Source organism: Armatimonas sp., assembly GCF_043757465.1.
Taxonomy (GTDB): Bacteria; Armatimonadota; Armatimonadia; order Armatimonadales; family Armatimonadaceae; genus Armatimonas.
In genome coordinates this window covers 1-24,604 of sequence record NZ_JAYVPL010000055.1, presented here as the reverse complement: position 1 = coordinate 24,604, position 24,604 = coordinate 1, and the positions used below count along the sequence as shown (strand labels likewise).

Sequence of the window (24,604 nt, the reverse complement as noted above, 5' to 3'; positions counted from 1 at the left end):
CCCCGCCGGGCGGGGGACAGGGGGCAGGAAAACAACGATGTTAGGACAAGAGCTACTCAATAATGTCACCATAAGCTTAGTCTGGGCAAATGGGCATGATTGGAAACCTGGAACGCAAACCGCATCCACAGTCCAAGAGTTTGGTGCTGTCTGGTTTGTGGAGAAGGGACAGCTTCAGGCCGTCTTAAATGGCAAGCGATGGGTCTTAGAAGCTGGGGATGCTCTTCTCTTGCCCCGCAATGTGGATCGTGAACGGTTGCTCACAGATACAGGTGTTGTCTGGTGGTCCATTGGGCTAGAGGCACAACTCTTTGGTCGCCTGGATATCCTGCCTCTGCTTCATCCTTCGATTCAATGGCACCCCGACCCCACGACACGTGGGCTTCTCTGTCTGTGGATGCAGCAGGCAGCGCAACAGTGGCCGGATAATGGGCTTGGGTACTTACCAACCAGCTTGCCGCGTGACGAGCAGGCGATGTTGATTGGCGATGGGCTCGCCCGTGCAGTGTTTGGTCTTTGCTGGCGTGCGCTGAGCGTACACGAGCAAGAGCGTCCCTTGCGGGTCACCGGAGCTCCCGAGTGGCTGGTTCCGGCACTCTGGGCTATTCAGAAAGACCCGACCATCACTCCCGTCCAGCTCTGCACGCAGTTTTCCGTCAGTCCCGCACACCTCCGGCGGAGCTTTCACCGGTTTATTGGTGTCTCCCCCCAGGCCTACCTCATGGAGCGGCGACTAGAGCGTGCCTGTCGCTTGCTCCGTAGCACCCACATGACCATTGCGGCAGTGGGGGAGGCGATTGGCTTTGAGAGCATCTACACCTTTAGCCGCGTCTTCACCGAGCGCTTCCAGCTCCCACCGTCGAAGTGGCGCACGTTGGGAGGGAGCGAACTGGATAATAAATCGTCTGCGGCGGATAAACCAACCCTGATGGAAAGCCTCTAAAATAGTTAGAGTGGGACAGTCAAGATGCTTTTCTCACCGCACTCTGTTTAAGGAGCTTTATTTATGCGAAGTCGCAACCGAGCCTTTACCCTCATCGAACTTTTAGTGGTTATCGCGATTATCGCGATTCTTGCCGCGATTCTTTTCCCCGTCTTTGCCCAGGCCCGTGAAAAAGCCCGCGCAACGGCGTGTCTCTCTAACCTCAAACAAGTGGGGCTGGCTCTGATGATGTACACCCAGGACTACGACGAGACCAATCCTCCCTATAACGATGGAGTGGCGAACTTCAACTCCCCGGCGGTGGTAGCGACGACCCCTAATTTTCTGGGATGCCTGACTCCTTACACTAAAAACAAAGGGATCTATTACTGCCCGTCGGTGCCCGATGTCACGGGAACACAGGCATGTAGCGCGTCAACCATCCCCGATAGCTGCACAAGCTATCTGGGCAATGCTGCGGTAATTGGAGCGACCATCGCGGTCATTCCCAACCCCGCGGACATCGTCTACACCCAGGAGCTATTCAACAAGCGCAACTTCGCCTTCATGCGGCCCCGTGTGGTCAGTGCTGCCGCAGGAACCTACTCCTGGTGGCACTTTCCTCGTGGGATCGGTACTCTGGAGAACTACACGACGGTTCACATGGAGGGCGGCAACGTGCTGTTCTGCGACGGCCATGCCAAGCACCGAAAAGCCAAGTCCATGCGCTCCAGTGACTACGGATTTATCCCTGACGATCCTATCACGGTGGATTACAATAAAAACTATACCCGTGCCTTTTAGCCTGAACTCTGCGGAGGTCGCTCAGTTCCATGAGCTGGGCTACCTCGGCCCTTTTACCCTCTACCCCCCCGATGAGATGGCTGTTATTCGCACCCGGATTGAGTCCGAAGTGCTCACCACCGATGGCCCTAACCCCAAAAGCCGCCTCCAGTGCCGCCATCTCGATCAGCGCTTTCTCTACGATCTCTGCGTACATCCTGCAATCTTAGACCGTGCCGAGAGCCTCTTCGGCCCGGACTTGGTGCTCTGGGCGACTTATTTCTTTAACAAAGAGCCCGGCGGGAGCGAGATTCCCTGGCACCAGGATTTTAACTACTGGCCGCTGGAGCCTGTGGTGAACCTCTCCGCGTGGCTTGCCATTGACCCCGTGACTATCGAGAACTCCTGCGTCAATCTCATTCCAGGCTCGCACAAGAAGCTCATTCATCATGTCCCGAGCCGCGATGGCATGGCGTTTGGCGAAGAAGCTGACCCGGCGCAAGTAGATGCCACCAAAGCGATCCCGATGGAGCTGGCTCCGGGGCAGTTCTTTCTCTTTAACGAGCGAACCTTGCACCAGTCCAATAAGAATATCTCACAGAAGCGGCGGATGGGGATGACCCTACGCATCACGGTTCCCTTTGTCAAAGTTACCCACGACATTGCGCCGCTCTTTCCGGGCCACGCTAATATCCAGCTTCGCGGCACCGACAAGCTAGGCTTCAACCGGCTTGTTGCGCCGCCTGAGGCGAACCCATGAGCTTGCGCTGGGCCTTAGTTGGACTGCTCTTTCTGGCCTCGGTGCTCAACTACGTGGACCGGCAGACCCTGGCGATTCTGGCTCCGACCATCCAAAAAGATCTAGGAATGACCGACCCGCAGTACGCGATGGTCAATAACTTCTTCCTAGTGGCCTACACGATCTCGTACTTAGTCTCCGGGCGGCTCACCGACAAGCTGGGGCCACGAAAGGCGCTCGCACTCTATATCTCGTTCTGGTCTGTGGCCAACATGCTCACGGGGCTCTCGCGCTCGCTGGTATCGCTGAGTGCGTTTCGTTTTCTCTTAGGCTTGGGCGAGGCAGGAAACTGGACGACGGCTCCCAAGCTGGTCTCCGAGTGGTTTGCCGCCAAAGAGCGGGGCCTTGCGATTGGTCTCTACACCCTCGGGGCGACGATTGGAGCGACTATCGCGCCGCCGCTAATTCTCTGGCTGGCCTCAACTGGCCACTGGCAGAACGCGTTTTTTGCCACCGGCGCGGCGGGCCTTCTCTGGCTGGTTCCCTGGCTGCTGATATACCGGAGTAACCTCTCCCCAGCCCCGATTACCTCTCCCCCTGCCCCCTCTCCCGGGCGTTCGTCCCTCACTGGGAAAGAGGAATCCAGATCCGAATTGTCCCCCCGCCCGGGTACCCCACGAAGTGAGGGTGGTGGGGGTAGGGGGCAAGTTGTGGTTGGCCTGCTTCTAGCACGCCTCCTCACCGACCCACTTTGGTACTTCATTCAGTCGTGGTTTGCTAAGTACCTAGTGGCGGAGCGCGGATTGACACAACAGCAAGTGAGCATTACCTGGGTCGTCTTTCTCGCCGCGGACTTTGGCGCGATTGGCGGCGGCTGGCTCTCGGGAGTGCTCATCAAGCGTGGGATGCCCACTGTCGCAGGACGGCTTCGAGTGATGCTTCTTTGCGCCTGCTTGACGCCGCTCACGGCGCTGATCGTACTCTCCCCGACGGTGAATGGGGCGCTGGCCTTTGCGATGACCGTCACACTGGCACACATGGCCTGGATGATCAACGGAAGCACACTCGTCACGGATCTAGTGCCCAAAGAGAAGCTCGCCACTGTCTTTGGGCTAGTGGCTGCGGGAAGCACGCTGGGAGGGCTTTTGATGAACTCTCTGGTTGGAAACACCGTCGGTGCTTTTGGCTACCGTCCGACATTTTTTGCGCTTTCTGGACTCCATCTCTGCGCCTTCGCCCTCCTGAGCCTTGCTCTTAAGAAAAGATAGAAAAACTATGCAACCTTTTTTATTCCTCTGTCTGCTACAGACCGTCTCGACACCCATTGACCCACAGACTCCCCCGCAGGCAAGGCCCGCGTCGTCGCCCGTAGATAGCAAAGACCGCTGGAGCCTGATTTTCTCCGATGAGTTCAATGGCACGGCGATCGATCCCGTCAAGTGGACTGTCGAGACCACAAGCCGCAAGCGCCCCGATATCACTGTCAAAGCCGACCCTGCACAGGTCGAGGTAAAAGCGGGCAGTGCCTGTATCTACTACCGAAAGTCCAAGACCGAGGACAGTACCTACTTCGCCGGGCGGTTCAACTCCAAGGGGCACTTTTCGACGACCTATGGCTATCTGGAGGCACGAATGCACTTAGTTAAGCCCGATGGCTACCAGACAGCGTTCTGGATGATGCCCGATCAGGAAGGGCTGACCTCTCCCAAAGGCGTCACCGATGGCACCGCCAACGATGGGGCGGAGATTGATATTATCGAGGGCAACAAAGCCGGGGACACGTACTCCACGGGGCTACACTGGGATGGCTATGCAAAGCCCGCGCACAAGTCAAATGGAGCCATGGTGAAAGCGCCGGGCTTGCACACGCAGGAGTACCACACCATTGGCTTTGAGTGGTCTCCAACGGCGCTCAAGTTCTACTACGATGGCAAGCTGGTCCGCACGATAGACAAGCCCACGCTGATCCCACAAGTGCCGCACTACATCATCTTCTCCGGGAGTTGTTTTGGTGTCAACGACTGGGTGACGGGCAATGTCCTTCAGAACAAGTTTCTTCAAGACGGGGGCACCGCGCAAGCCTCAATTGACTACGTCCGAGTTTTTAAACGAAATGATTAGGCAGAACAACCTTGCTACGACCGCGACTTTCAAAGCCTCGTCTGTGCTCAATCCGAGCTATGCGCCGACGAACCTAACGGATGGCAAGCTGACCAACGAGAGCCGCTGGGTGAGTGGGAGCACGGGGCCGCACACACTGACCCTGAGCTGGCCGACACTGCAGACCATCTCCTGCCTTCAGCTAGGGACAGGCTGGCTCAACGACGGCGCGTGGGGCAGTGCGTTTCAGAGCCTGAGTGTGCGCGACGGTGCCGGGCGCACGCTGGCGAGCGTCACGGACAATGCGAAGGCTGTGGTCGAGCTGCTATTTGAAAAAACCGTGATGACAGACTCACTCCAGCTGGTCTTCGCGGATGTAGGCACCGTACGCCTTGTCGAGGTGCGTGTTTTTGCACCCGCGGCAAGCTACCCCAGCCTCGTGCTGCCGGGGGAGACGCCTCGCTCTCGGCCCGTCCCGCTCTTCGTCAACCAGACGGGCTACGACCCCGACGCATCCAAGCGTTTCACCGCACCCACCCTCCCCGACGGCACCCCGTTTGCGGTTAAGCAAGGCGAGAAAGTCGTGTTCACGGGGAGTATTCGCCGTGGTATCGGCGACTTTACCGCTCTCAAAACGTGCGGCGAGGCGCGCATTGAAGCCGCAGGGCTGGTCTCCGATCCGTTTGCGATCGCGCCCTTGGTGACCCTACGCGCCTCGCTGGACCCTGCACTGCGCTTCTTCGTGGACTGCCGCTCGCTAGTTGGGACGCACCCCTCGGCGTACGGTGGCTCGGCCTGGCGTGATGGTACTTACTACAGCTACGAGATGCCCTCACTCGTGATGCTCTACCTCGCCAACCCTTCGTTTTTTGAGCAGGCAAAGCGCGAGGTGGAGTGGAAGCCACTGCCCGCCAGCTTCAAGCAAGTAAAAGCCAACGGTGATCTAGGAGCCTTGGACGCCGCACAAGCCTACTTCCGTGAGATCGAGCCACCCAAGCCCAATGCCCCTGATATTATCAAGCTCATTCACTGGGGAGTCGGCTGGCTCCTGGTCAAACCCGAGAGCGCTGATCCGTCGGGCGACCCTAAAGGGCGGCGAATCCATCCACAGACGGTCGAGCAGCTTGCGTTTTTCCTCTACGCCTGGCCGCAGCTCTCCCGCTGGCTCCCGGTGAGTGTTTATGAGCGTGCCAAAGCCTTCGTGCTCAAACACTGGAGCTTTGGAATCCAAACCGAAGTGGGGGACTACAAAGGCCGCGAGTGCCCCGGACACTCGATCTTGCCCAATGTCTTGCTCTACGAAGCGACGAAAGAGAAGCGCTTCTTGGACACGGCTATTGCCCAGGCAACGTGGGTCTGTGAGAAGCTCGACCCCGCCGACCCTAGAGTGACAAAAGGCCAGCGCATGAGTGAGCACATGCTCCTCACAGGGCTGACGACCCTCTTGCCGCACGCCGAAGCACAGATTCGACCGTGGCTGACGAAGTGGGCCGACATGATGATCGCCCGCTCCGAGAATGCCTACGACTTTCGCAAGTACGACGAGGCCAACTGGACCCTGCCACGCTTCACGGCGGGCTCACACGGTGGTGCGGGCTGGAACGAGCCGGGCAATGTGGCGGGCTTTCCGGCGTGTGCCCTCTCGGTGGCAAGATGCATAAGGGATACGAAGCAAGCGGAGCGGCTAAGGGTAATCGCCACCGCTCACTTCGATGCGCTCTTTGGTCGAAATCCCCTCGGTGCGCATGCAGCATTTCGTGGCCCCAAAGACTTCTATGGGGTTGAGCGTGGCTGGCCCAAGAAATTTTCCGATGACACCTGCGCCCGGCTGGAGCTGGTACGGGGGACGCTCTCCTCCACGGCGGCGTCTGAGCACTATCCCAACAACCCCGACGGCGCGTTTCGGCACCCGGAGGGCTGGACGGCGTTCAACTCGGCCTTCAATGTGGGGCTGGCCTACACCTGCCGCGAGGCCACACGGCTCACGCGCAAAGGGAAAGTGGTGATGCTCCAAGCGCCCGTCTTTGCCCCGACGGCTACCGTGACGGTGGGCACGGCGACCGTACTCCTCAACGCGGTCAATCCAGAGCAGACGCTCTTTCAAACCACGACAAACGCCACGGGAACCCTGCGCTATGGCCATGGGGTTCTGGCAACGGAAGAATAAAGAAAAATAATGTACGAAGCAACGCATGAGTTCGATGTCTGTGTGATCGGCGGAGGGATGGCGGGGATGTGCGCCGCGATTGCCTCTGCCCGAAATGGCGCAAAGACAGTGCTGGTTCACGACCGCGCGGTGCTGGGGGGGAATGCCTCCAGCGAGGTGCGGATGTGGATCTGTGGAGCGCATGGTAAGAACAATAAAGAGACCGGGATTCTGGAGGAGATCCAGCTGGAGAACCTCTACCGAAACGCCACGCGCAACTACTCGGTCTGGGACAGTGTGCTTTTTGCCGCCGTGCGCTTCGAGCCCAACCTGACGCCGCTGCTCAGCTGCGCCTGCACCTGCGCCCAAATGAGCGGCGAGCGCATCGCGAGCATCGAGGCCTACCAGACCACCAGCCAGACACGCCACACGATTCACGCCACCCAGTTTGTTGACTGCTCCGGCGATAGTGTTCTCGCGGCGCTGACCCCCGCAGCCTGGCGAAGTGGTCGTGAAGCCCGCGCCGAGTTCGACGAGGACATCGAGCCAGCGAACGCGGATGCTAAGACGATGGGCAATAGTCTGCTGATCCAGATCCGCCGCACGGAGGAGTCGCAGCCCTACACGCCACCGTCGTGGGCCTACAAGTTCACCAAGCCCGAAGACCTGCCCAACCGGATGCGCGGGGTCAATGCCCATAACTTCTGGTGGATCGAGGTCGGGGGGCTCTGCGACACGATCAAAGATGCCGAGGAGATTCGCGATGAGCTGATGAAGATCGCCTATGGGGTCTGGGATTATATTAAGAACTACGCCCCCGAGAGAGCGCAGGCCGAAAACTGGGCGCTGGAGTGGGTGGGCTCACTACCCGGAAAGCGCGAGAGCCGCCGCTACGAAGGGGCGCATATCCTCACCCAGAACGATGTGCGGGCAGGGGGAAACTTCACGGACACGGTGGCCTACGGGGGCTGGAGCATGGACGACCATCACCCGGCGGGAATCTACTACCCCGGTCAGCCGACGATCTTTCACGCCGCGCCCTCGCCCTACGGGATTCCGTTTCGGAGCCTCTACTCGCGCAATGTCCCCAACCTGCTCTTTGCGGGGCGCAATATCTCCGTCACCCACGCCGCACTTTCATCTACGCGTGTCATGGGAACGTGCGCTGTGATCGGGCAGGCGGCAGGGACGGCGGCGGCGCTGTGCGTGAAAAACCGCTGCGCTCCGGCCAATCTGGACGTGCATTTACTGCAAAATACGCTCCTCGATGACGACTGTTTCCTTCCCGGCTTCACACGCCCCCTCAGCGAGCTGGCGCAAAAAGCGATGCTCTGCTCTACCGAAGGACATGATGCGGAGAAGGTGCGCGACGGCAGGGATCGGGATCGTCCCGAGAGTGAGCACGCTTGGACGGGAGCACTGGGCGGCGCTCTGGAGTACCACTGGAACGAAGCCGTCCACCTGGGGGGCGTGCGCCTGACCCTGGACTCTGACCTGAGCAACGAGAAGCGTATGGCGCATGTCTATCCTCAGAAGACCCGCGCGCACGCCGTGCCTGCGTCGTTGCTGCAAGGCTTTCGTTTAGACATTCGGGAGAGCGCCACGGGGGCATGGAATACCGTACACCAAACAACCCAGAACTACCAGCGCCTTCTCCGCATTGGTCTTCCCGGTGTTCGTGCGACCAGTATTCGCTTGGTTCCCGAGAGCACCTGGGGAGCCGAATCCGCTCGTGTTTTTGCCTTCGAGCCGCTCTCTCCCAATGCGTTTGTTGCCAAAGAGACGCCGTTCCCGCAGGGAATCTCATTTTCTGCTCGCGTGGCCCAGCTCTCGGCTGAGGATCTTGCGCCCCCGGAAAATGGGCTGGAAGCAACCGAAGGAAAGGCAAGAGGAGGGGCAGCATGACGCTTACCCTCCTGCCCGTTCCCGCACGAGCGATCTTTCGTGACCCGGACTACTACATCTAGTGCCTGTCGTGCTGAAGAACGCGGCCTACACACTGATGGTTCAGTCGGACGGTACGCTGTCGGTTTCGGCAAACACCGGAGGCGCTCCAACCCGCTTTGCGCCGCAATTTTTAGTGCTCCTGCGAGACAGCGACCCGAAGCTCGCCCTGCGCCGCGCCGCGCTGCCGCAGGGCATCAACTACAGCGTCCCGACGTGGCTCACCGCCTCGAAAACGGCAGACGGCTCGCTGAAAGCCGCGCCGACGGACACCACGGTCACGGCGGGCGATGGTCTGAACCCCACGACACTCCAGGGCAGTGGGGGCAACCGAACCGGCGATCTCTTCCACGCCGCCGCCTCGGTTACACTCATGGCCGTGCGGAGCGAGGTGGTGGGCCGGACTGTCCACTGGCACTTTGCCGAGCACGCCGACTTTACGCTTACGGCAGAGGTGACCCTCTTGCCGGGGCGCGAGAGCCCGCGCCTGCGCTTCACTTTCACACCCAAGCGAGCGGGATTCTACTCCGTGGGCTATCTCGGAGCCGCCGCCACGGAATCCGCACACACTCAGGAGAGCTGGCAGCCGCTGATCTGGCAGGAGAAGCGCTTCCCCAGCGCCTCGTTTCTCACGCCCGCCTTTCACTGCCCACTCCCGACCACGCTGGTGATGGTGGAGAACCAGACCTACGGCCTGATCGCCGAGCCTGCCGAGCTGCCGTTTCAGCCCCTCCCGACTTTTGAGAACTCCCGCTTCGGGGTGGCACTCCGCGACAGCGACGGCAAGGCACGCCCGATGCTCTTTGCGCCGATGCTCGGTGGCACGGGCTCGAAGCGCAAGCCGAGTGAGGGGTTTACATTCTCGCTCCGCCTGATCACGCAGCCGCAGTCGCTGCTGGCAACCTACCAGAGCCTGGCGCGAGGGCTCTACGGCTTTCGCGACTACCGGCAGAGCACGACCCACTCGCTCAACCAGACCCTGGAGAACATGGTGACCTACGGGCTGAGCGAGTACAGCCAGTTCAATAAAGAGCTCAAGGGCTTCTCCTACGAGACCGATGCGCCCGGCACCGTGAAGAATGTCTCCGCGCTCCACCCGCTCTCCGCCGCGCTGGTGCTCGACGACCCAGGGATCTATAAAGAGCGGGCCTACCCGCTGATCGAGTACCTGCTCTCCCGAGAAAAATTCCTCTTCTCGACCTCGCCGGACATCAAGATCCAGAACCCGTCATGGCGGCTGCTCGGTCCGTGCGCCCCACTCTCAGAGCTGGCGGCGCTCTATGCAACGGGAGAGAAGCGCTGGCTCGATGCCGCACGCACGAAGGCCGATGCCTACCTGAAGTCGCAGGTGCAGACGCGGCAGAGTGCGTTTGCACCGGGCACGTTTTTTTGGAATAGCTTTGTCCCTGACTTTTTTGCGCTCTGGAATCTCTACGAAGCGACCAGCGAGACGCGCTACCAGGACGCGGCCCACGAAGCGGCGCTGCGCTTCACGCAGTTTATCTGGCTCTGCCCCGCGATTCCCCAAGAGAGCATCACGGTGAATAAAGGCGGGAAAGCGCCGGTCTATAGCTATCTTGCCAAGCGCACCAAGGGACCGATGCCCGTGCCCGAGGAGACTGTCCCTGCGTGGCGGCTCTCTGAGATTGGGCTGACGGCGGAGGCATCCGGGACGAGTGTCGGGCACCGGGGGATCTTCCTGACCTGCTTCGCCCCGTGGCTACTGCGAATCGCTGCGCGCACGGGCGACACGTTCCTGCACGACCTGGCACGCGCCGCCATAATCGGGCGCTACGCCAGCTTCCCCGGCTACCACATGAACACGGCTCGCACGACGGTCTACGAGAAGCCGGACTACCCGCTTCATGCGTTTTCGGAGCTGAGCTACAACTCGTTTCACTTCAATCACGGCTGGCCGCATATCGCGCTGGTGCTGGACTACTTAATCTCTGAGGTAGAGACCCGCAGCCACGGCGCGATTCGGTTCCCCGCACGCTACGCCGAGGGCTACGCCTACCTCAAGAGCCGCATCTACGGCGACCGCCCGGGAGTCTGGGAGGGGGATAAAGATGTCTGGCTCTGGATGCCCCGTGGGCTCGTCGGAGTGAGCATCCCCCACGTGAACTACATCGCCGCCCGAAGCGGCGATGGCAAGACGCTCTATCTGGCACTGACAAACCAATCGTCGGAGCCGGTGACGGTCGTCCTGAGCTTCAACGGTGGGCTCCTTCCCGGTCATCCGATCAATCCCCGTGTGAAGCTCGCCCCAAAGGGCATTGCCACGCTCAAGATCCCGGGAATGCAGATTCGGCCCCAGTTCCAGAAAGAGCTGCTCGGCATGAGTGCCACGCGGCACACTCCAGAAAACCGAGCTCATCACACTCCAGAGAGAACCATGATATTTTTCCCTCCTCTGTCTCCGCCTCACCAAACACCCGCAGTGTCTGCCCCGCTTGCAGAGTTTTACCCACGCGGGGGCCTGCCCAATGTCGCTGCCAAGGGCGCTGCGGGCCAGCCGCTACGGGTTGCCTTTCTGGGCGGGAGCATCACGGCAGCGGAGGGCTGGCGCGTCCACACGCGGGAGAACCTGAAAAAGCAGTTCCCGAAGTCAGCGGTCACCGAGATCTTCGCCGCCGTCTCGGGCACGGGCTCGAACTTCGGGGCGGCGCGGCTGGAGCGGGATGTGCTCTCCAAGAAACCCGATCTCTTGTTTGTCGAGTTTGCCGTCAACGACGGGGTTGGCTCTGCTAAAGTCGAGGCGCAGCTGGAGGGGATTGTGCGGCAGACCTGGGCCGCCCGTCCCACCACCGACATCTGTTTTGTCTACACCGTGAGCGAGAACATGCTCCCCGAGCTAAAAGCCGGGCGCTACCAGAGCTCCGCCGTCTCAATGGAGCGTGTGGCGGCGCACTACGGCATTCCCTCGCTGAACTTTGGGGTCGAAGTGGCGCGGCGCGTGGCGGCAGGAACCCTGGTCTTCACCTCGCCCCGTGACAGCGCGGGCTTTACCAAAGACAAGGTTCACCCCGGTGCAGCCGGGCACCAGCTCTACGCCGAGCGCCTCGCGGGGGCACTGCCGGGCTTTTTTGCCACAGGGACAAAGGGGGCACATGCGCTCCCTGCTCCGCTCAGCCCGGGCCACTGGCAGCGGGCAAGGCTTCTCACGCTGGATTCGCTCACGCTAAGCTCCCACTGGAGCCGCGTTTCGGACACCGACCCGCACCTCACGACCCAGAAAGGTGGGCTAGTGCCTCCGACCTGGACTGCCACTCAGCCGGGCGCACGGATCGCCTTTCGGTTTAAAGGGACACAGCTCGGGCTGGTGGGGCTCAAGGGGCCGGAGAACGGAATCTTTCGCGTGACGGTGGACGGGAAAAGCGTCGAGGGGACGCTCTTTGATGCCTACTCGCAGCCGGGGCGCTTCTTTCTCAAGCCCTGGTTCTTCCCGGAGACGCTTACGGACACCGACCACGATGTCCAGCTCGAGCTGCTGGCCAAGGCCCCCGACAAGAGTGCTGTCAGCAAGACCATGGCAGACAAGACACCGTTTGCGATAAATGGCCTCTACCTGAGCGGCATCCTGATTGTCGGGGAGCAGCGCTGGTCGGGAGAGGGCTACCGCACCGACAGCAAGCACTGGAGCACCCAGAAACCCGAGAATGTCACGGTCAAAGACGGCTTTCTGTGGCTGGAGCTCAAGAAAGAGGATGCGGGCGATAAGCACTACACCGGCGCGCTTCAAGACTTCTCCTGGTGCGGGCTGGCACTCGTCGTTCTGGCTCATGACCCACGATGGCTCCGGGGGAACCAACCCCAAGGCAACCAATCAAGAGCTGGATATTATCGAGAACGACTTGGTCAGCCCGCTAGGCTACGGGGTCAATACACACAAGTGGAACCCACAGCCCCACCAGAGCTTTGGCGACCAGCACATCTGGCTGACAAGTATTGCCTCGCAGCTAGGAATCACCAAGGCCGTGGACGATAGCAAGCTTCCCGCTGCCGTATTTTTCTGAGAAAAAAATTGACATTCGTGTTCCGGGTCGGGCATACTTCCCGTAGTGTTTGGTGTGGAGGGTGGAACTAAAATCGTTAGCCTTTCAAACCCTCGGGTTTGAGCCACGATGTTTCGTCGTGGTGGCCGTAAAGCTCGCTTTACATCACCGGTCGCTGATGCGACTCAGCGCAGACGCCACTAGTAGTGGTCTACCGTTCGCGCTGAGGAGCCTGCGGCCACGCCCCGTAGACCACTACTAGTGGCGTCTGCGCCTACAGTGATCGTCGCCGGTCCCTGAGAGATAGTAGCGATTCTGCCCTCCACCCAAACACAGAATGCTGTGTGGAAGATCACCATGCCCGAAACTGAGACGTCATCGCTTCGCTTTATCCAAGAAACCCCCATCGTTTTTGGTGCTTGGCGGGAGCTGAAGTCTCTCTACAAAACGCTCGAAGCGGACCCCGATGCCGATCCTGAGCTTCTGGGAGCGCTGATCGCCCGACTTGATAACACGCCGCTGAGCCAGCGTATTGAGCAGCCGCGTGTGGACATCGGGCGGGTTCAGCAGATTCGAGGGATTGCGGCGCAAGGCGATAGGCTTGCCATCGCGTTGGATCGTAGTTACAACAATCCGTATCTCTCGCTGCTAGACTTTTCGGTGCTCGATAAGCTCAAGCCCAAGAAAGTCGGGATCGTCAAACTAGATAGTACGCAGCGTGAGCTTCGCCAGGTGCTCTGGTGCGGCCCATTAGTTGTACTTGCCTATGCAGGAGCGCTTCAGGTCTACGAACCCGAAAAAGACGCGCTGAAACTTCTCGCGACACTGAATCTAAATAGTCTGCACATTGCGGCGCAGTTTCCCTACCTCTATGTGATTGTCAAAGATGCGCTCCGTGTGTTTGACTTGCGCGATATTCACGGCTCTGGCACTGCATTAGATTTGCGTGGGGCCAAGCAAGTGGCTCTCGGCGAGGGCTTTGCGGTGATACTTGGCGAGGGAGCGGGCTTTGCCTGGAACCGCCTGCCGACTCCGGGGGGCATCAAAGTCCTCGATACTCGCGACCCGAAGAAATTGACTGTCATTGGTGAGCTGCCATTGAGCAAGGCTAAGGTTGTGGCTCTGGAAGGCAAGTCCGCCTTTGTTCTGACCCAATCCGACAACCGGACTCAGTTCCTGTATCGGATAGAGCTAAGCGAGCCAACGTCTCCACGGCAGACAGGGCATATTGAGCTGGATCTGCGGAATCAATACGGTAATCATGGGGCAACGATACTGGTGCACCAGGGGCTGGTGACGGTGGCAAACCAGCATGAGACACATCTGGTAGACGGACGGGAAGCCGCTCTAAAGCTACTACCAGCTCCACGGAGCGTGCAAGTCCAGGGGCTTACTGTGGGTGGCGACTGGCTCTTTACCTATGCCTGGCAGGGACTGGCTCTGTATAATCTCGCCTACCCCGAGCGCCCGACGCCCTACGGCACACCGCCCTCTCCAAAAACGCTGGGCTACATGAAGCGCCGCGCCCGTCGCCATCTGCGTGGGTTAGCGCTGACCGACCCGAAGCGCTTTGGAGAGCTGGCGTATCGAACTCTGTGCGCCCTCACCGAGCCACTCGATCCCACCCAGCACTGGGTGGCCTACGACTTGCTCTTTGCCACCGGGAAGCGCTTTGAGCAGCGTAGCCATGGGCGGGGGGCGTTTGTCGAAAAACAGACACTTGGTCTCTCGATTCGTCGCCTTGAAGCTCGTGGGGCGGCGGCTTGGAAGGCCCATCCCGAACTTGCGGCCAAGCTCTATCTTCGTGACAAGTGCCTATGGCAGGCGCGGGAGCTGGCGCTCAAAGCCTTGCGGGCGACAAGAGCCGAGGTGCCCACTGCGAACGGAAGTGGCGTCGCGATGCCCTCGCTCTTGCTCACTGCCTACGGCGTGCGGGAGCTGGTTGCGGCAACGCGCCTCACGCCCGAGCTTGCTGCGCTAGGGTTTACTCGCGCGGTTGCCCGTCAGCGAACGAAGCTCTTGCCCGCTATTGTGCGCCACGCAAACGCCGACGCGCAGTGGAAAGCAACTTTTGTCGAGTGCGTTCTACGAGCCAGTGATCCAACAAAACTCCGGCGCTTTGGAGCAATTGCGGGGCTGGTGGCGGAGCACTTCCCTGAGTCCGTCGGTGGGACCGCGATTATTCGACTGGTGCCCGGACTACTGGCGACGGGCAAGCAAGCACTACGGGAGCTGGCGCTGGGCGCAGCACTATCCGTGGACGAAGGCACGCTGGAAGAGTGGCTGGAGCTGGTGCCGTGTGTCCATGAGAGTGACCGTGAGGCGCTGATCGTCGCACTGGAACGGGGAGCGGCGGGAAAGAGCTTGGGCGAGTCCTACGAGCTTATGGAGCACGGAAATGCGCTGATTCGCGAAGCATTCTGGCGGGTCTTGGCATCGTCGGCGACCCCTAAGGACGCCTTGCGGAGCCTCTGGGAGGACTTATTAGCGACCCACTCTTTCAATAGCGCACAGCACACCGCCATGAGTTCCCCCTTTGCTCTGGCGACTTTGGGACGGGCTGGTTTTTCTACTGACGAGCTGATCCAGCTTCTTACCGAGCGCCCGTTTTTAGTGGGTCTGCTCGATGCCCAGGCGTTTACAGCGCTCACCCAGACGCTCCCGGTGGGTGCCACGCTGCGCCTTATCGCAGCAGCGGAAGACAGTGTCTGGGGCCGGATTCGCGATGGCTGGGTGCGCAACTTGCGCGAGGGCTTGGGGATTGTCGAGCTCTGGAGTGCCTTGCCTGCCGCTCTGCAAAACGACACGACGGGCAATCTGGAAGCTCGTGTCTTATCCGACTCCGCGATCACCGAGTGTCTGCTGACCTGTGAGGATGCAGCGCATCTCTTGGACATTCGTGAGTCCGCGCTGGGGCCGTTACTCGGGCGCTGGCTGGTGCGCCACTGGCCCAAGCTGGAATCCGATGAAGGGCTCTTGCTCTTGGCTGCCACCCACGTGCTTGCCGATGTGCGAACGCCCGCGCTGGAGATCGTTGAGCGGCGTACACTGCGCCTCACCTTTGCCCTGCGCCTGCTGGAGTGCGAGATTCCCGGAAGTGTGGCCGTCGGCAAGCGCTGGTTTGAAGCAAGTGCGGTCGAGGATCTGGAGTACCGTGCGCTGGCGCTCTGTGATAGCCCGGTGTTTTCGGTGCGTCGCTATGGGAGAGAATTCGTAACGGCAAAGACGCTCACGGGCGAAAGACTCGCACTCGCTCTGTTTGAGCACGACGAGCCGGACATACAAGCCTTCGCCGCCGAGGTGGCAGGGGAGATTTCCGCGCCTGGTTTTGACCGGATCGTACTCCGTGCTCGCCACAAATCGCGCCGGGCCAAAGAAAAAGTCAAAGTACGCCAGGAAAACGCCGCACCGGAAGCGCAGATTGATATCGCAACGTTACTTGCCCTCGCCCGAGGCTCGGGATGTGTACGCGATGCCGAGTGGGCGCTGGTGCAGCTCACCAAGCGGGCGCTGGCAGGCGAGAGTGTGGAAGGGCTGACAGTTTAAGCCAGCCCCCCACCCCCCGCCGGGTGGGGGAGATTAAAGGAATATTCCTCATTGTCCCCCCGCCGGGGGGGGTAGGGGGTAGGATTATGGAAGTAACACAAAACTACGCACGGCCATCGCAGGCGGGAATTGATGACTCCGGGGCGCTACGGATGGCCCTCACGGCGGAGGCATCGCGGCCCGGCGTGCAGATCTCCGCACAGATTCTGGACAGTCGCAGCTATGCTCGGGTGATGCTCGCCCTCTACAATGTCGTGTCGTCGGATCTGCGGAGCAAGCAAAAAGACCACTCGTCGTATCAGAAATGGGTCGAGGAGCGCTATCTGGAGGAGCTGGATGCCACGATGGGCGCGAAAATGCGGGCGCTACCAGGGTTGAAAGAGCGCCAGGAGCGCCTCAAGGGACGCTTGAAGACTCTTTATTCGGAGATTCGGCCTCTGGAAGGGGGCATTCACAGCGTGGAGTTCTATGGTAAGCGCGGGGAGTATTTTAACTGGCTCCGCAAGCACGACATGGATGCCTGGTGGGTGCTCGATCCCGTGGTTTCCGTGCATAAAGACTGCGTCGTGTTTGAGGTCTTCAGCCTGGATGAGTCGTCGTATGGGCGCGTGACCGTGCCGTGGGAAAAGCTCGATGTACTGGGCGACGTGCGCTACGGGACAACCAACGTGGACTACTCCAGTGCGCTGGCCGATGAGATGCGCCGCATTCGCTCCTACCGGCCCGCGTTTCTCTCGGTGGCCGCGGAGGGCGTGAGTATTGCCACGGGAGCGGGGGAGCGCGTGGAGAAGAAGATTGATCTCCCGCCGACCTGGGTACGCGGGTTCTTGCAAGTCCAGTCCGCCGCCGTCTATCCCGCCATTGAGGTGCAGTTCTCGCCGGAGACGATCTCTGAGGTGCTGGCCGCTTTGCAGAGTGCCCGTGAGAAGACCGGCCCGCGCTCGCTCCGGTTTGCACTGACACCCGGCGAGTGCCCGACGATCACCATCGAGCCGTGGGGGACGGTGATTCGCGAGCGTGTTCACAAGTTCACGGGCGACAGTGCCCAGGAAATCCGGCTCTGGGGGCGGCGGCGCTTGCTGGCCTTTGCTGACTTACTTCCCCACGCCGACTCGGTGACGGCGCGGTTTCTCGGGACGGGGATGCCGTCGTACTGGAGCATCACGCTCGACGGGCATCGGTTTGATATCGGGGTCTCGGGCTGGACGAAAAACGACTGGTCGAGTGCGGCCCGCTTCGATGTGCTCGCCGCCACGGGGCAGGCCAGCGACGGTGACATCGCCAAAGCGTCGCAGGAACTGGAAAAGCGTCTTAAGCTGGTGCCCTCGGACATTACCGACCTCTCGACGGAAACGGCGACGGCGGCGCTCCAGCGCCTCTGCGCCACGGGCATGGCGATGTACGATCTTGCCGACTCCTGCTACCGCTGGCGACAGCTCCTCCCATTCCCCGTGCCTGTGAGCGAAGAGGATCACCGCAGCAAGCTCGCCGCGCGCATCGTCCAGACCGGCGGCGTGAGTTTCCTCAGGGACACCGACGAAGACGAAGCCTTCTCCACCCTCACCGCCCGCACCGACGACACGACCTTCCGGTTCCGCGCCTGGGTGCGTGGTGGTGAGACGCGGCGCGAGGCAAAGTTCGCCGTCACGCTAGATCTCGATAGCGATGGCCGCGTGCGCTTCGCAAGCTGCACGTGCTCGTTTTTCAAGCGCGAGAAGCTGAGAAAAGGCCCCTGCGCCCATATCCTCGCCGCCGTCGGGCTGGCGTCGCAGCAGCTTCTGGGAGCCAAGGCCGCCAAGAAAGCCGACACAAGCAGCGCCGATACCTTCGACTTCACCGACAAGACGTTTGTTTTCACCGGGGCACTCACCAAGTTCACCCGCGAGCAAGCCGAGGGGATCGTCGTCCAGCGCGGCGGGAAAGCCTCGGGGAGTGTCAGCAAGAACACGCATTACTTGGTCGCAGGCGACAAAGCGGGCAGCAAACTCACCAAAGCGCAAGAACTAAAAATCCCCGTCATGACCGAAGACGAGTTTCTCGCACTCTTGGGAGGGAGCATCGCATGACAGCGGCAGAGCGACAGCGTTTGAAAGAGATCGGCAAGGATGCCTTTATCCGCGAGGAGATGGTGCGGCTTGGGTTTTGGCCGCCGTCGCCAGAGGTCGCGGAACAGTCGGCGGAGGCGGAGCGGAAGTTGCGGCCTCTCTACGAAGAATTGGTCGGGGTTCGGCGCGAGCTGGATGGGGTCGAAAAAAAGATTCGTGAGAGTGGCGATGTTCCGGCGCTCTTGGCGGAGATTCGGCGCAAGCGGATCGAGCGGGTGCGTTCGGCGCGGGTGGTCAAGAAAGTCGAGCGTGAGGCGGCACGAGTCAAAAAAACGGAGCAGGACGCGCTCTGGCGACGCACAGCGTTGCCGCATCTGGGGCGGGGCGTCTCGGCGGGCTTGTCGTTTGCCGACGGGGAACTTGAGGCGTTTTCCAAAGCCATCGGCCTGAGTGAACGGGAGCTCGCGTGGCTCTGCTACCAGCGGCCCGCCTCGAAGACGGGGCACTACTCGCTCTTTACGATTCCCAAAAAACGTGGTGGACGGCGCGTGCTGGCCTCACCCAAGACCAAGCTTCGGCAGGCGCAGCGCTGGGTGGCCGGTGAGATTTTAGCAAAACAGACCCCGCACTCCGCCGCGACCGCGTTCTCTCCCGGCGCGTCGGTGGTGAAGAATGCGGAGCCGCACACGGGGAAAGCCGTCGTCGTGAAGCTGGACTTGCAGGACTTCTTTCCGTCGCTGGGCGTGAAGCGGGTGAAAAACTACTTCGTCGGCATCGGGCAGAGCGAGGGCATCGCAACAATTCTCGCGCTCCTCTGCACCGACTGCCCGCGCGTTGTGGTGGAGTTCGACGGCGAGCGTAAGTTCGTCGCCGTGGGGCCACGTGGCGTTCCTCAAGGCGCACTCACCAGCCCTGCGCTCTCGAATCTGCTGGTGCGAAAGCTCGATGCACGGCTACTTGGCGCGGCCCAAAAGCTCGGGTTTGTCTACACGCGCTACGCCGACGATCTCACGTTCTCGCACGCCGAAGAAAGCGCCCCCGTTGGCTTATTGCTCACGCTCGTCCGGCAGATCGTCGCCGATGAGAAGCTCATTGTCAATGAGAAAAAGACCCAGGTGCTCCGTACGTCGGATCGCCAGATCATCACTGGCCTCGTGGTCAATGGCGAGCAAGGCGTGCGCCTCTCCCGAGACGATATGCGAAAGTTCCGCGCGATTCTTCACCACTGCGACACCGACGGCTTCGAGAAAGTCAGCGAGCGCCTGGGCCGAAGCGCCCAAGCCTACTGCCAGGGCTACCTCTCGTTCATCAAAATGGTGCGCCCCGAGCTCGCCGAGAAGTTTGTCGTGGCGCATTCGTGGCTTGCCTGAAAATAGCCGCCCCCTCGGCGACAGCGCCGTTTCCCCCTCCGGCAAGCGAAGGGGGACGAAGTCACTGAGACACCTTTTTCATGAGGTAGTTAATCGGTTTCGAATATCTCACCGACGCGGAATTTTAAGCTCGGCAGTAAGGGGACTCCGCTAAACTCATCTGCGGTTTCGTAGGCGGTGCTTGTACTCACCGAGGTGTAGACCAGGATGCGCTCAGTCTCAGGGAAGACATGCCAGACTTGCTGGGCACCTGAGGCAAAATACTCCGCGAGTCGGTCGTCCATGTCAGTCTTGGTCTCCGAGGGCGAGATGATCTCGATGCAGAGATCGGGGGCCGCTTGACCAAAACCGGGCTTGGGGAAAACAGTGCCTCGCCGGGCGCGGGTGGTGAAGGTGATGTCGGGAGCGCGGAGGTTGCGGTTCTGCATCCGAAACCCTGCCTGCCCGTTGGTGACAAAACCAAGGGGCAGGGCGATGGGTAGCAGACGTGCGAGAAGGAGCGACGAGATGAAGTCGTGCTCAAAGAAAGTCGGCATAAGAGTGGGTTTTCCATTGATTACCTCCCACTTCCCGAGCTCACGGGGGAGGCGCTGAATGTCATCGTCGGTGAGGGGGCGTTGTGTCAGGGTCACTCTTGTTTCTCCTTTTCTACGACAGCGATTCCCAGCTCTTTAAGCTGCTCGGGCTCGACTTCCGACGGCGCGTCCATCATCGGGTCGTAGCCACCGCCCATCTTGGGGAAGGCGATGACCTCGCGGATGTTCTCTTCGTCGCACAGGAGCATCACCAGGCGATCCAGGCCCGGTGCCATTCCCGCGTGGGGCGGTGCGCCGAGTGCGAAGGCATCGAGCATGTGCCCGAAGCGGCTCTTGATCTGCTCGGGAGTCAGGCCCATCTTCTCGAAGACCTTTACCTGAATCTCGGGGACATGGATACGTACCGCACCCGACGCGCACTCGGTGCCGTTGCAGACCATGTCGTAGCACTGCGCTCGCATGGCTAAGGGGTCTGATTCAAACTTGTCTAAATCGTCGGCTTGGGGCATCGCAAACGGGTTGTGGGCGAAAGTGAGCTTGCCCGTCTCCTCGTCTTTCTCGAAGACCGGGAAGTCCACGATCCAGCAGTAGGCCAGCTTGTTCTTGTCAATCAGCCCCAGCTTACCGCCGATAAAGCGGCGCAGGCGATCCAGCACTTTCGCTACGGTTTCGGGCTGGTCGGCGATAAAGCCCACCAAGTCGCCCGGCTGCGCTTCCGCAGAGGTGACCAGCGCTTCTTTTTCGGTTTCACTTAAAAACTTAGCGACGGGGCCACGAGTTGCCTTGCCCTCTTCGTCCACCAAGAAATACGCCATGCCTTTTGCACCCCAGTCGCGGCTGAGGTTGCCCAGCTCGTCCATCTCGCGGCGAGGGATGCTCGCGCCACCAGGGTAGCGCACAGCTTTCACCTGACCACCGTTGGCTAGGGTCTGCTGGAAGACCACAAACTGTGTCTCAGTGAGGTGTGGGGCGCAGTCAATCAGCTCAAGTCCGAAGCGAATATCGGGCTTATCGGTGCCAAAGCGGCGCATGGCGTCGTCGAAGGAGATGCGTGGGAACGGCTTGGAGAGAATCGTCTTGCCGGTCTGCGCCGTGAATTTCTCGACGACCTCGATCATCAGGCCCTCGACCATCCCAAGCACATCGTCTTGGGTGGCAAAGGCCATCTCAAGATCAATCTGCGTGAACTCGGGCTGACGGTCGGCGCGCTGGCCTTCATCGCGGAAGCACTTGGCGATCTGGAAGTAGCGCTCCATCCCACCCACCATCAGGAGCTGCTTGAACTGCTGTGGTGCTTGCGGTAGGGCGTAGAACTTCCCTGCCTGAAGACGATACGGTACTAGATAATCTCGCGCACCCTCCGGCGAGGATTTCGTCAGAATCGGCGTCTCGATCTCTAAAAAGTTGTTCTTGTAGAAATACTCGCGCACGGCTCGGACGATCTCATGACGAAGCGCCATTTTCTTATACATCTCGGGGCGGCGCAGATCCAAGTAGCGGTACTTGAGGCGCGCTTCCTCGTTGATATTCTTGTCGTCGAGCTGGAAGGGGAGTGTTCGCGCGGCGTTAAAGACCGTGATCTCAATCGCCTCGATCTCCACTCCACCCGTCTCAAGATTGGGGTTCGCAAGCCCCTCGGGCCGCGCGGCGACCCGGCCACGGACGGACAGACAGTACTCGTTGTGGACTTTCTCCGCGATGGCGTGGGCCTCAGGGCCAGTGACACTGCGCGTGGGATCGGCGACAATCTGCACGAGACCGGTGCGGTCCCGCAAGTCCATGAAGACAACCCCGCCGTGGTCACGGACACTATTGGCCCAGCCATTGACCACCACTTCCTGTCCCACATGCTCGGCGCGCAGTGCGCCACAGTCTATCGTCCGCTGCCAGCTTGCAAATGCCACGAATCAAACCTCCTCATGCCCCGGTTAGAGGCGCGTAAGGGGCATTATATCGCCTCCCCTATTGGAGGGGGGAGGCTGCGGTGCTACTCGCCCTCTTTTAACAGGAAGCGGTTTGAGATCGCCTTGAACGAGAGCCGTCCGGCAAGCAGCAGGCTGTTGCGCTCGACGCGGGGGCGGATGACGATTCCCTCGCGCTCGTTGCTCGTGCCCACATACTTGCCCTCGGCGAGGGCGAGCAGTGACTCCTGAGTGTGTGCGAAGCTCTCGCCCTCCTCGATAACTGGTACGGCAGAGAGGTTGGCCGACTCCAGAAATGCACTGGCGTCGTCGTGGCTGAGGTACTTGCCCTGCTGCTGGTCGTAGACATTGAAGGCGAAGAACTCCATTGACTTGAGTCCCAGACGGTTTTTCTGGATACCGGGGCCGCAGATCTCACCCTGCACCGCGAAGTTGGGAAACCTACGGAGTGCGGCCTCAATCTCGTACTTCTTGGCGATATTCCAGTAGTGGTTCGCGCCCTCGGTGATGCTCTGGTTACGGCCACAGGCATGGAACTCGTCGGTGCGCGGATCAATGCAGTACGTCGCGCTGGTTCCGTCGCACTTGAGCGTGATGACATACGGCAGGCCGCGTAGCTCGCCCAGCACATCGGGGACGCTCTGGAGGCGCATCTCGTCGGTCTTGCGCACCAGCGGCGGGAACGGTGCACGCCAGTCGCCCATACCCGAGGGAACCGGCGGTTCCCACTTGCCGACGCCAAGCATCGCCGTGAGGTCATCCCCCTCGGTGAGATTCGCAGGAAGCGCAAACTGCGCCAGCGGCATGAGCAGACCCTGTGAAAGAGCACCGCGCAGGCGCATGGTCTTGATGCGGAAACTCTCGGGACGTGGCTGCGGGCCGTCGGCGTTGCGCGATGTCCAAAGAAACGCGAGCTGTGGCAGCTCCGGTGGGATGGCATCGATCTCAAAAAAGACCCCAAGCGCTCCAACGACGAACTCACCTTTCTTGACCACGCACTGCCAGCCATTGATCTGCGCCCGCTCAATCGCATCCGCGTTCTCGATAGGGTGGAGCGCAAGCACCCGCTGCACACTCGTCAGTTTTCTTTCCATGATTTTCATTTCCAGTAACTGCTCAGGTCAAGTTGTAGCCGGAACAATGGGGTTTCCACGGAAGACCGAGAGTAAGCCTTCACGAGGAGAAATACCCTGTTTGCGAAGCGTTGAAAGATAGCCACGAAGACGACAGAACGAGGCTAAGCCTGAGGCAGAGCGCCAACATCCGAAGACTTTGGAGAACAGTTTCACAGGACGGATGTCACGCTCTGAGCCGTTGTTATCAAAGAGAGTTATCGAATCCCAGCCAAAACGAACCACATAAGGAGCATAAAACCAAAGGCGGTCGAGCCAACGAATCCGAGAGAGAAACTCCTTGGTGCAGGGGGAGAGCTTTACTCCCTCGCCGGGAGGAGCAAAACCAAGAGCCGCATAACCACGCCCTACGACAGCGCGAAGACCGGCAAGTAATTTTGCCTCGCTAGATAACACCCCAGAGTCGCGTTGCTTTTTGACTTCAAGTAGCCAATTAATTATTGGTTCACTCCAAACGCCTCTAGGATCAAAGCGGTCTTTAAGGCCATCTCCCTCACGAACAAGGTGCGCATTGCAAAGACCATGATTACATTCTTTGAAACCAAAGTAGGCGCTCAAGGCATCGTGAAGAGCAACACCCCGAAACTATCGTGAAGAGCAACACCCCGAAACTGCGGAAGGATTCCGATGGAGTCTATCGTGACTTTTCCGCGACCACCCGGTGCAGCAAAGTAAGTTAGCTTATCGGTTCGGGCAACATGAATCCAGGTATTCTTCTTACAAGAACGAACCATCGTTTCATCAAAACCGGCACAGTCAGCCTGGATAATGCCTGCCTTTATCTGCTCTTCGATAGGCTCCAACTCCGTTGCTGCTCGGTGAATCCAGTTTTGGATAGTGCCTTCGCTAGGCGAATGTCCAAACCAATCCGTGAAGAAAGAAACAATTCTCTCCAGGGAGATAGCTTGATCCACTTTGAGCAGGGTACAAGTCGTCTGGGTGTTGGGACCATATTGAACGGGAGCATTAACTCCTTCAGGAAAGTCTGCTTTGACAGGGCACTGGCATCCGGGACAGCAGACTTCTTGCACCTGGTGCTCTGTCGTAAAGAATCGGATAACTGCGGGCAAGTCCACGACTTGACGTACCTCAACGATTTCACCTGCTACATCTTTGAGGTCAAGTCCACAGTTTGGGCATTGTCCTGGTTTATATTGCTCTGTTTGGTCTGGTGCCTCATTTTTTTCGAGGGTGTGGCCTTTATGCCCTGGCTGTCCCCCTGTTCTGCGCTCTGTTTTTGGCCTTTGGCTCTTTGGCTTAATGAATCCTTGAGCCGAGGAAGGAGTATGTGGCTTGACCCCAAGTTTTTCTTGAAGGAGGGCGACTTGTGCCGCGAGATCCGCGATGATCTTCCAGATGGCATCGGGATCTTCTCGGGTAAGTCTGTCAAATTCCTCTCGGTTCATTCTTGGCTGGGAGTATA

General features: G+C 59.9%; 16 protein-coding genes. 11 read left to right on the top strand and 5 right to left on the bottom strand.

What is annotated here, in order from left to right:
• Window positions 1-37: 37 nt before the first annotated feature.
• From ACH2ED_RS06990 to ACH2ED_RS06940, 11 genes are all read left to right on the top strand, one after another.
• Window positions 38-943, top strand: a complete 906-nt coding sequence (locus tag ACH2ED_RS06990) for a helix-turn-helix domain-containing protein (protein WP_395089687.1) — start codon at window positions 38-40, stop codon at window positions 941-943.
• 63 nt (window positions 944-1,006) lie between these two features.
• Window positions 1,007-1,726: a prepilin-type N-terminal cleavage/methylation domain-containing protein gene (locus ACH2ED_RS06985; RefSeq protein WP_395089685.1), complete on the top strand. Its 720-nt coding sequence runs from the start codon at window positions 1,007-1,009 to the stop codon at window positions 1,724-1,726.
• Window positions 1,716-2,465 carry a phytanoyl-CoA dioxygenase family protein gene (locus ACH2ED_RS06980; protein WP_395089683.1) on the top strand — a complete coding sequence of 250 codons (750 nt, stop codon included), beginning with the start codon at window positions 1,716-1,718 and terminating at the stop codon, window positions 2,463-2,465. Before ACH2ED_RS06985 ends, ACH2ED_RS06980 begins: the two co-directional genes overlap by 11 nt.
• Complete coding sequence (locus ACH2ED_RS06975) at window positions 2,462-3,712, top strand: MFS transporter (RefSeq protein ID WP_395089680.1); 1,251 nt, start codon at window positions 2,462-2,464, stop codon at window positions 3,710-3,712. The genes ACH2ED_RS06980 and ACH2ED_RS06975 overlap by 4 nt, the downstream gene beginning before the upstream one ends.
• A gap of 7 nt (window positions 3,713-3,719) precedes the next feature.
• Window positions 3,720-4,565: a family 16 glycosylhydrolase gene (locus ACH2ED_RS06970; RefSeq protein ID WP_395089678.1), complete on the top strand. Its 846-nt coding sequence runs from the start codon at window positions 3,720-3,722 to the stop codon at window positions 4,563-4,565.
• A complete protein-coding gene (locus ACH2ED_RS06965) occupies window positions 4,558-6,711 on the top strand; it encodes a hypothetical protein (protein ID WP_395089675.1) in 2,154 nt (717 codons plus the stop codon). Before ACH2ED_RS06970 ends, ACH2ED_RS06965 begins: the two co-directional genes overlap by 8 nt.
• Before the next feature lie 9 nt (window positions 6,712-6,720).
• On the top strand, window positions 6,721-8,595 hold the full coding sequence (locus ACH2ED_RS06960; RefSeq protein WP_395089674.1) for an FAD-dependent oxidoreductase: 1,875 nt from the start codon (window positions 6,721-6,723) through the stop codon (window positions 8,593-8,595).
• Window positions 8,596-8,665: 70 nt separating this feature from the next.
• Window positions 8,666-12,622, top strand: coding sequence for a GDSL-type esterase/lipase family protein (locus ACH2ED_RS06955; protein WP_395089671.1), 3,957 nt, complete (start codon window positions 8,666-8,668; stop codon window positions 12,620-12,622).
• Between the two features lie 364 nt (window positions 12,623-12,986).
• Entirely contained in the window at window positions 12,987-16,175 is a 3,189-nt protein-coding gene (locus ACH2ED_RS06950; RefSeq protein ID WP_395089669.1) for a hypothetical protein, read from the top strand.
• A gap of 86 nt (window positions 16,176-16,261) precedes the next feature.
• A complete protein-coding gene (locus ACH2ED_RS06945) occupies window positions 16,262-18,241 on the top strand; it encodes a BRCT domain-containing protein (RefSeq protein ID WP_395089667.1) in 1,980 nt (659 codons plus the stop codon).
• Entirely contained in the window at window positions 18,238-19,590 is a 1,353-nt protein-coding gene (locus tag ACH2ED_RS06940) for a reverse transcriptase domain-containing protein (protein WP_395089665.1), read from the top strand. The genes ACH2ED_RS06945 and ACH2ED_RS06940 overlap by 4 nt, the downstream gene beginning before the upstream one ends.
• Window positions 19,591-19,679: 89 nt before the next feature.
• On the opposite strand, the gene ACH2ED_RS06935 is transcribed toward ACH2ED_RS06940, so the two are convergent.
• The 5 genes from ACH2ED_RS06935 to ACH2ED_RS06915 form a co-directional block, all read right to left on the bottom strand.
• Window positions 19,680-20,222: a Uma2 family endonuclease gene (locus ACH2ED_RS06935; RefSeq protein ID WP_395089663.1), complete on the bottom strand. Its 543-nt coding sequence runs from the start codon at window positions 20,220-20,222 to the stop codon at window positions 19,680-19,682.
• On the bottom strand, window positions 20,219-22,030 hold the full coding sequence (gene aspS / locus ACH2ED_RS06930) for an aspartate--tRNA ligase (RefSeq protein ID WP_395089660.1): 1,812 nt from the start codon (window positions 22,028-22,030) through the stop codon (window positions 20,219-20,221). Before aspS ends, ACH2ED_RS06935 begins: the two co-directional genes overlap by 4 nt.
• 83 nt (window positions 22,031-22,113) lie before the next feature.
• Entirely contained in the window at window positions 22,114-23,142 is a 1,029-nt protein-coding gene (locus tag ACH2ED_RS06925; protein WP_395089658.1) for an RNA ligase (ATP), read from the bottom strand.
• 27 nt (window positions 23,143-23,169) lie between these two features.
• Window positions 23,170-23,739, bottom strand: coding sequence for a transposase (locus ACH2ED_RS06920; protein WP_395089656.1), 570 nt, complete (start codon window positions 23,737-23,739; stop codon window positions 23,170-23,172).
• Window positions 23,736-24,604 (bottom strand): transposase (locus tag ACH2ED_RS06915; RefSeq protein WP_395089655.1); only part of this gene is annotated, 869 nt, incomplete at its 5' end. The genes ACH2ED_RS06920 and ACH2ED_RS06915, both read right to left, overlap by 4 nt.

Coding starts and splice junctions, on each gene's coding strand:
- ACH2ED_RS06990 (WP_395089687.1), top strand. CDS start 38: ATGTTAGGACAAGAGCTACTCAATAATGTCACCATAAGCTTAGTCTGG.
- ACH2ED_RS06985 (WP_395089685.1), top strand. CDS start 1,007: ATGCGAAGTCGCAACCGAGCCTTTACCCTCATCGAACTTTTAGTGGTT.
- ACH2ED_RS06975 (WP_395089680.1), top strand. CDS start 2,462: ATGAGCTTGCGCTGGGCCTTAGTTGGACTGCTCTTTCTGGCCTCGGTG.
- ACH2ED_RS06970 (WP_395089678.1), top strand. CDS start 3,720: ATGCAACCTTTTTTATTCCTCTGTCTGCTACAGACCGTCTCGACACCC.
- ACH2ED_RS06965 (WP_395089675.1), top strand. CDS start 4,558: ATGATTAGGCAGAACAACCTTGCTACGACCGCGACTTTCAAAGCCTCG.
- ACH2ED_RS06960 (WP_395089674.1), top strand. CDS start 6,721: ATGTACGAAGCAACGCATGAGTTCGATGTCTGTGTGATCGGCGGAGGG.
- ACH2ED_RS06950 (WP_395089669.1), top strand. CDS start 12,987: ATGCCCGAAACTGAGACGTCATCGCTTCGCTTTATCCAAGAAACCCCC.
- ACH2ED_RS06945 (WP_395089667.1), top strand. CDS start 16,262: ATGGAAGTAACACAAAACTACGCACGGCCATCGCAGGCGGGAATTGAT.
- ACH2ED_RS06940 (WP_395089665.1), top strand. CDS start 18,238: ATGACAGCGGCAGAGCGACAGCGTTTGAAAGAGATCGGCAAGGATGCC.
- ACH2ED_RS06925 (WP_395089658.1), bottom strand. CDS start 23,142: ATGGAAAGAAAACTGACGAGTGTGCAGCGGGTGCTTGCGCTCCACCCT.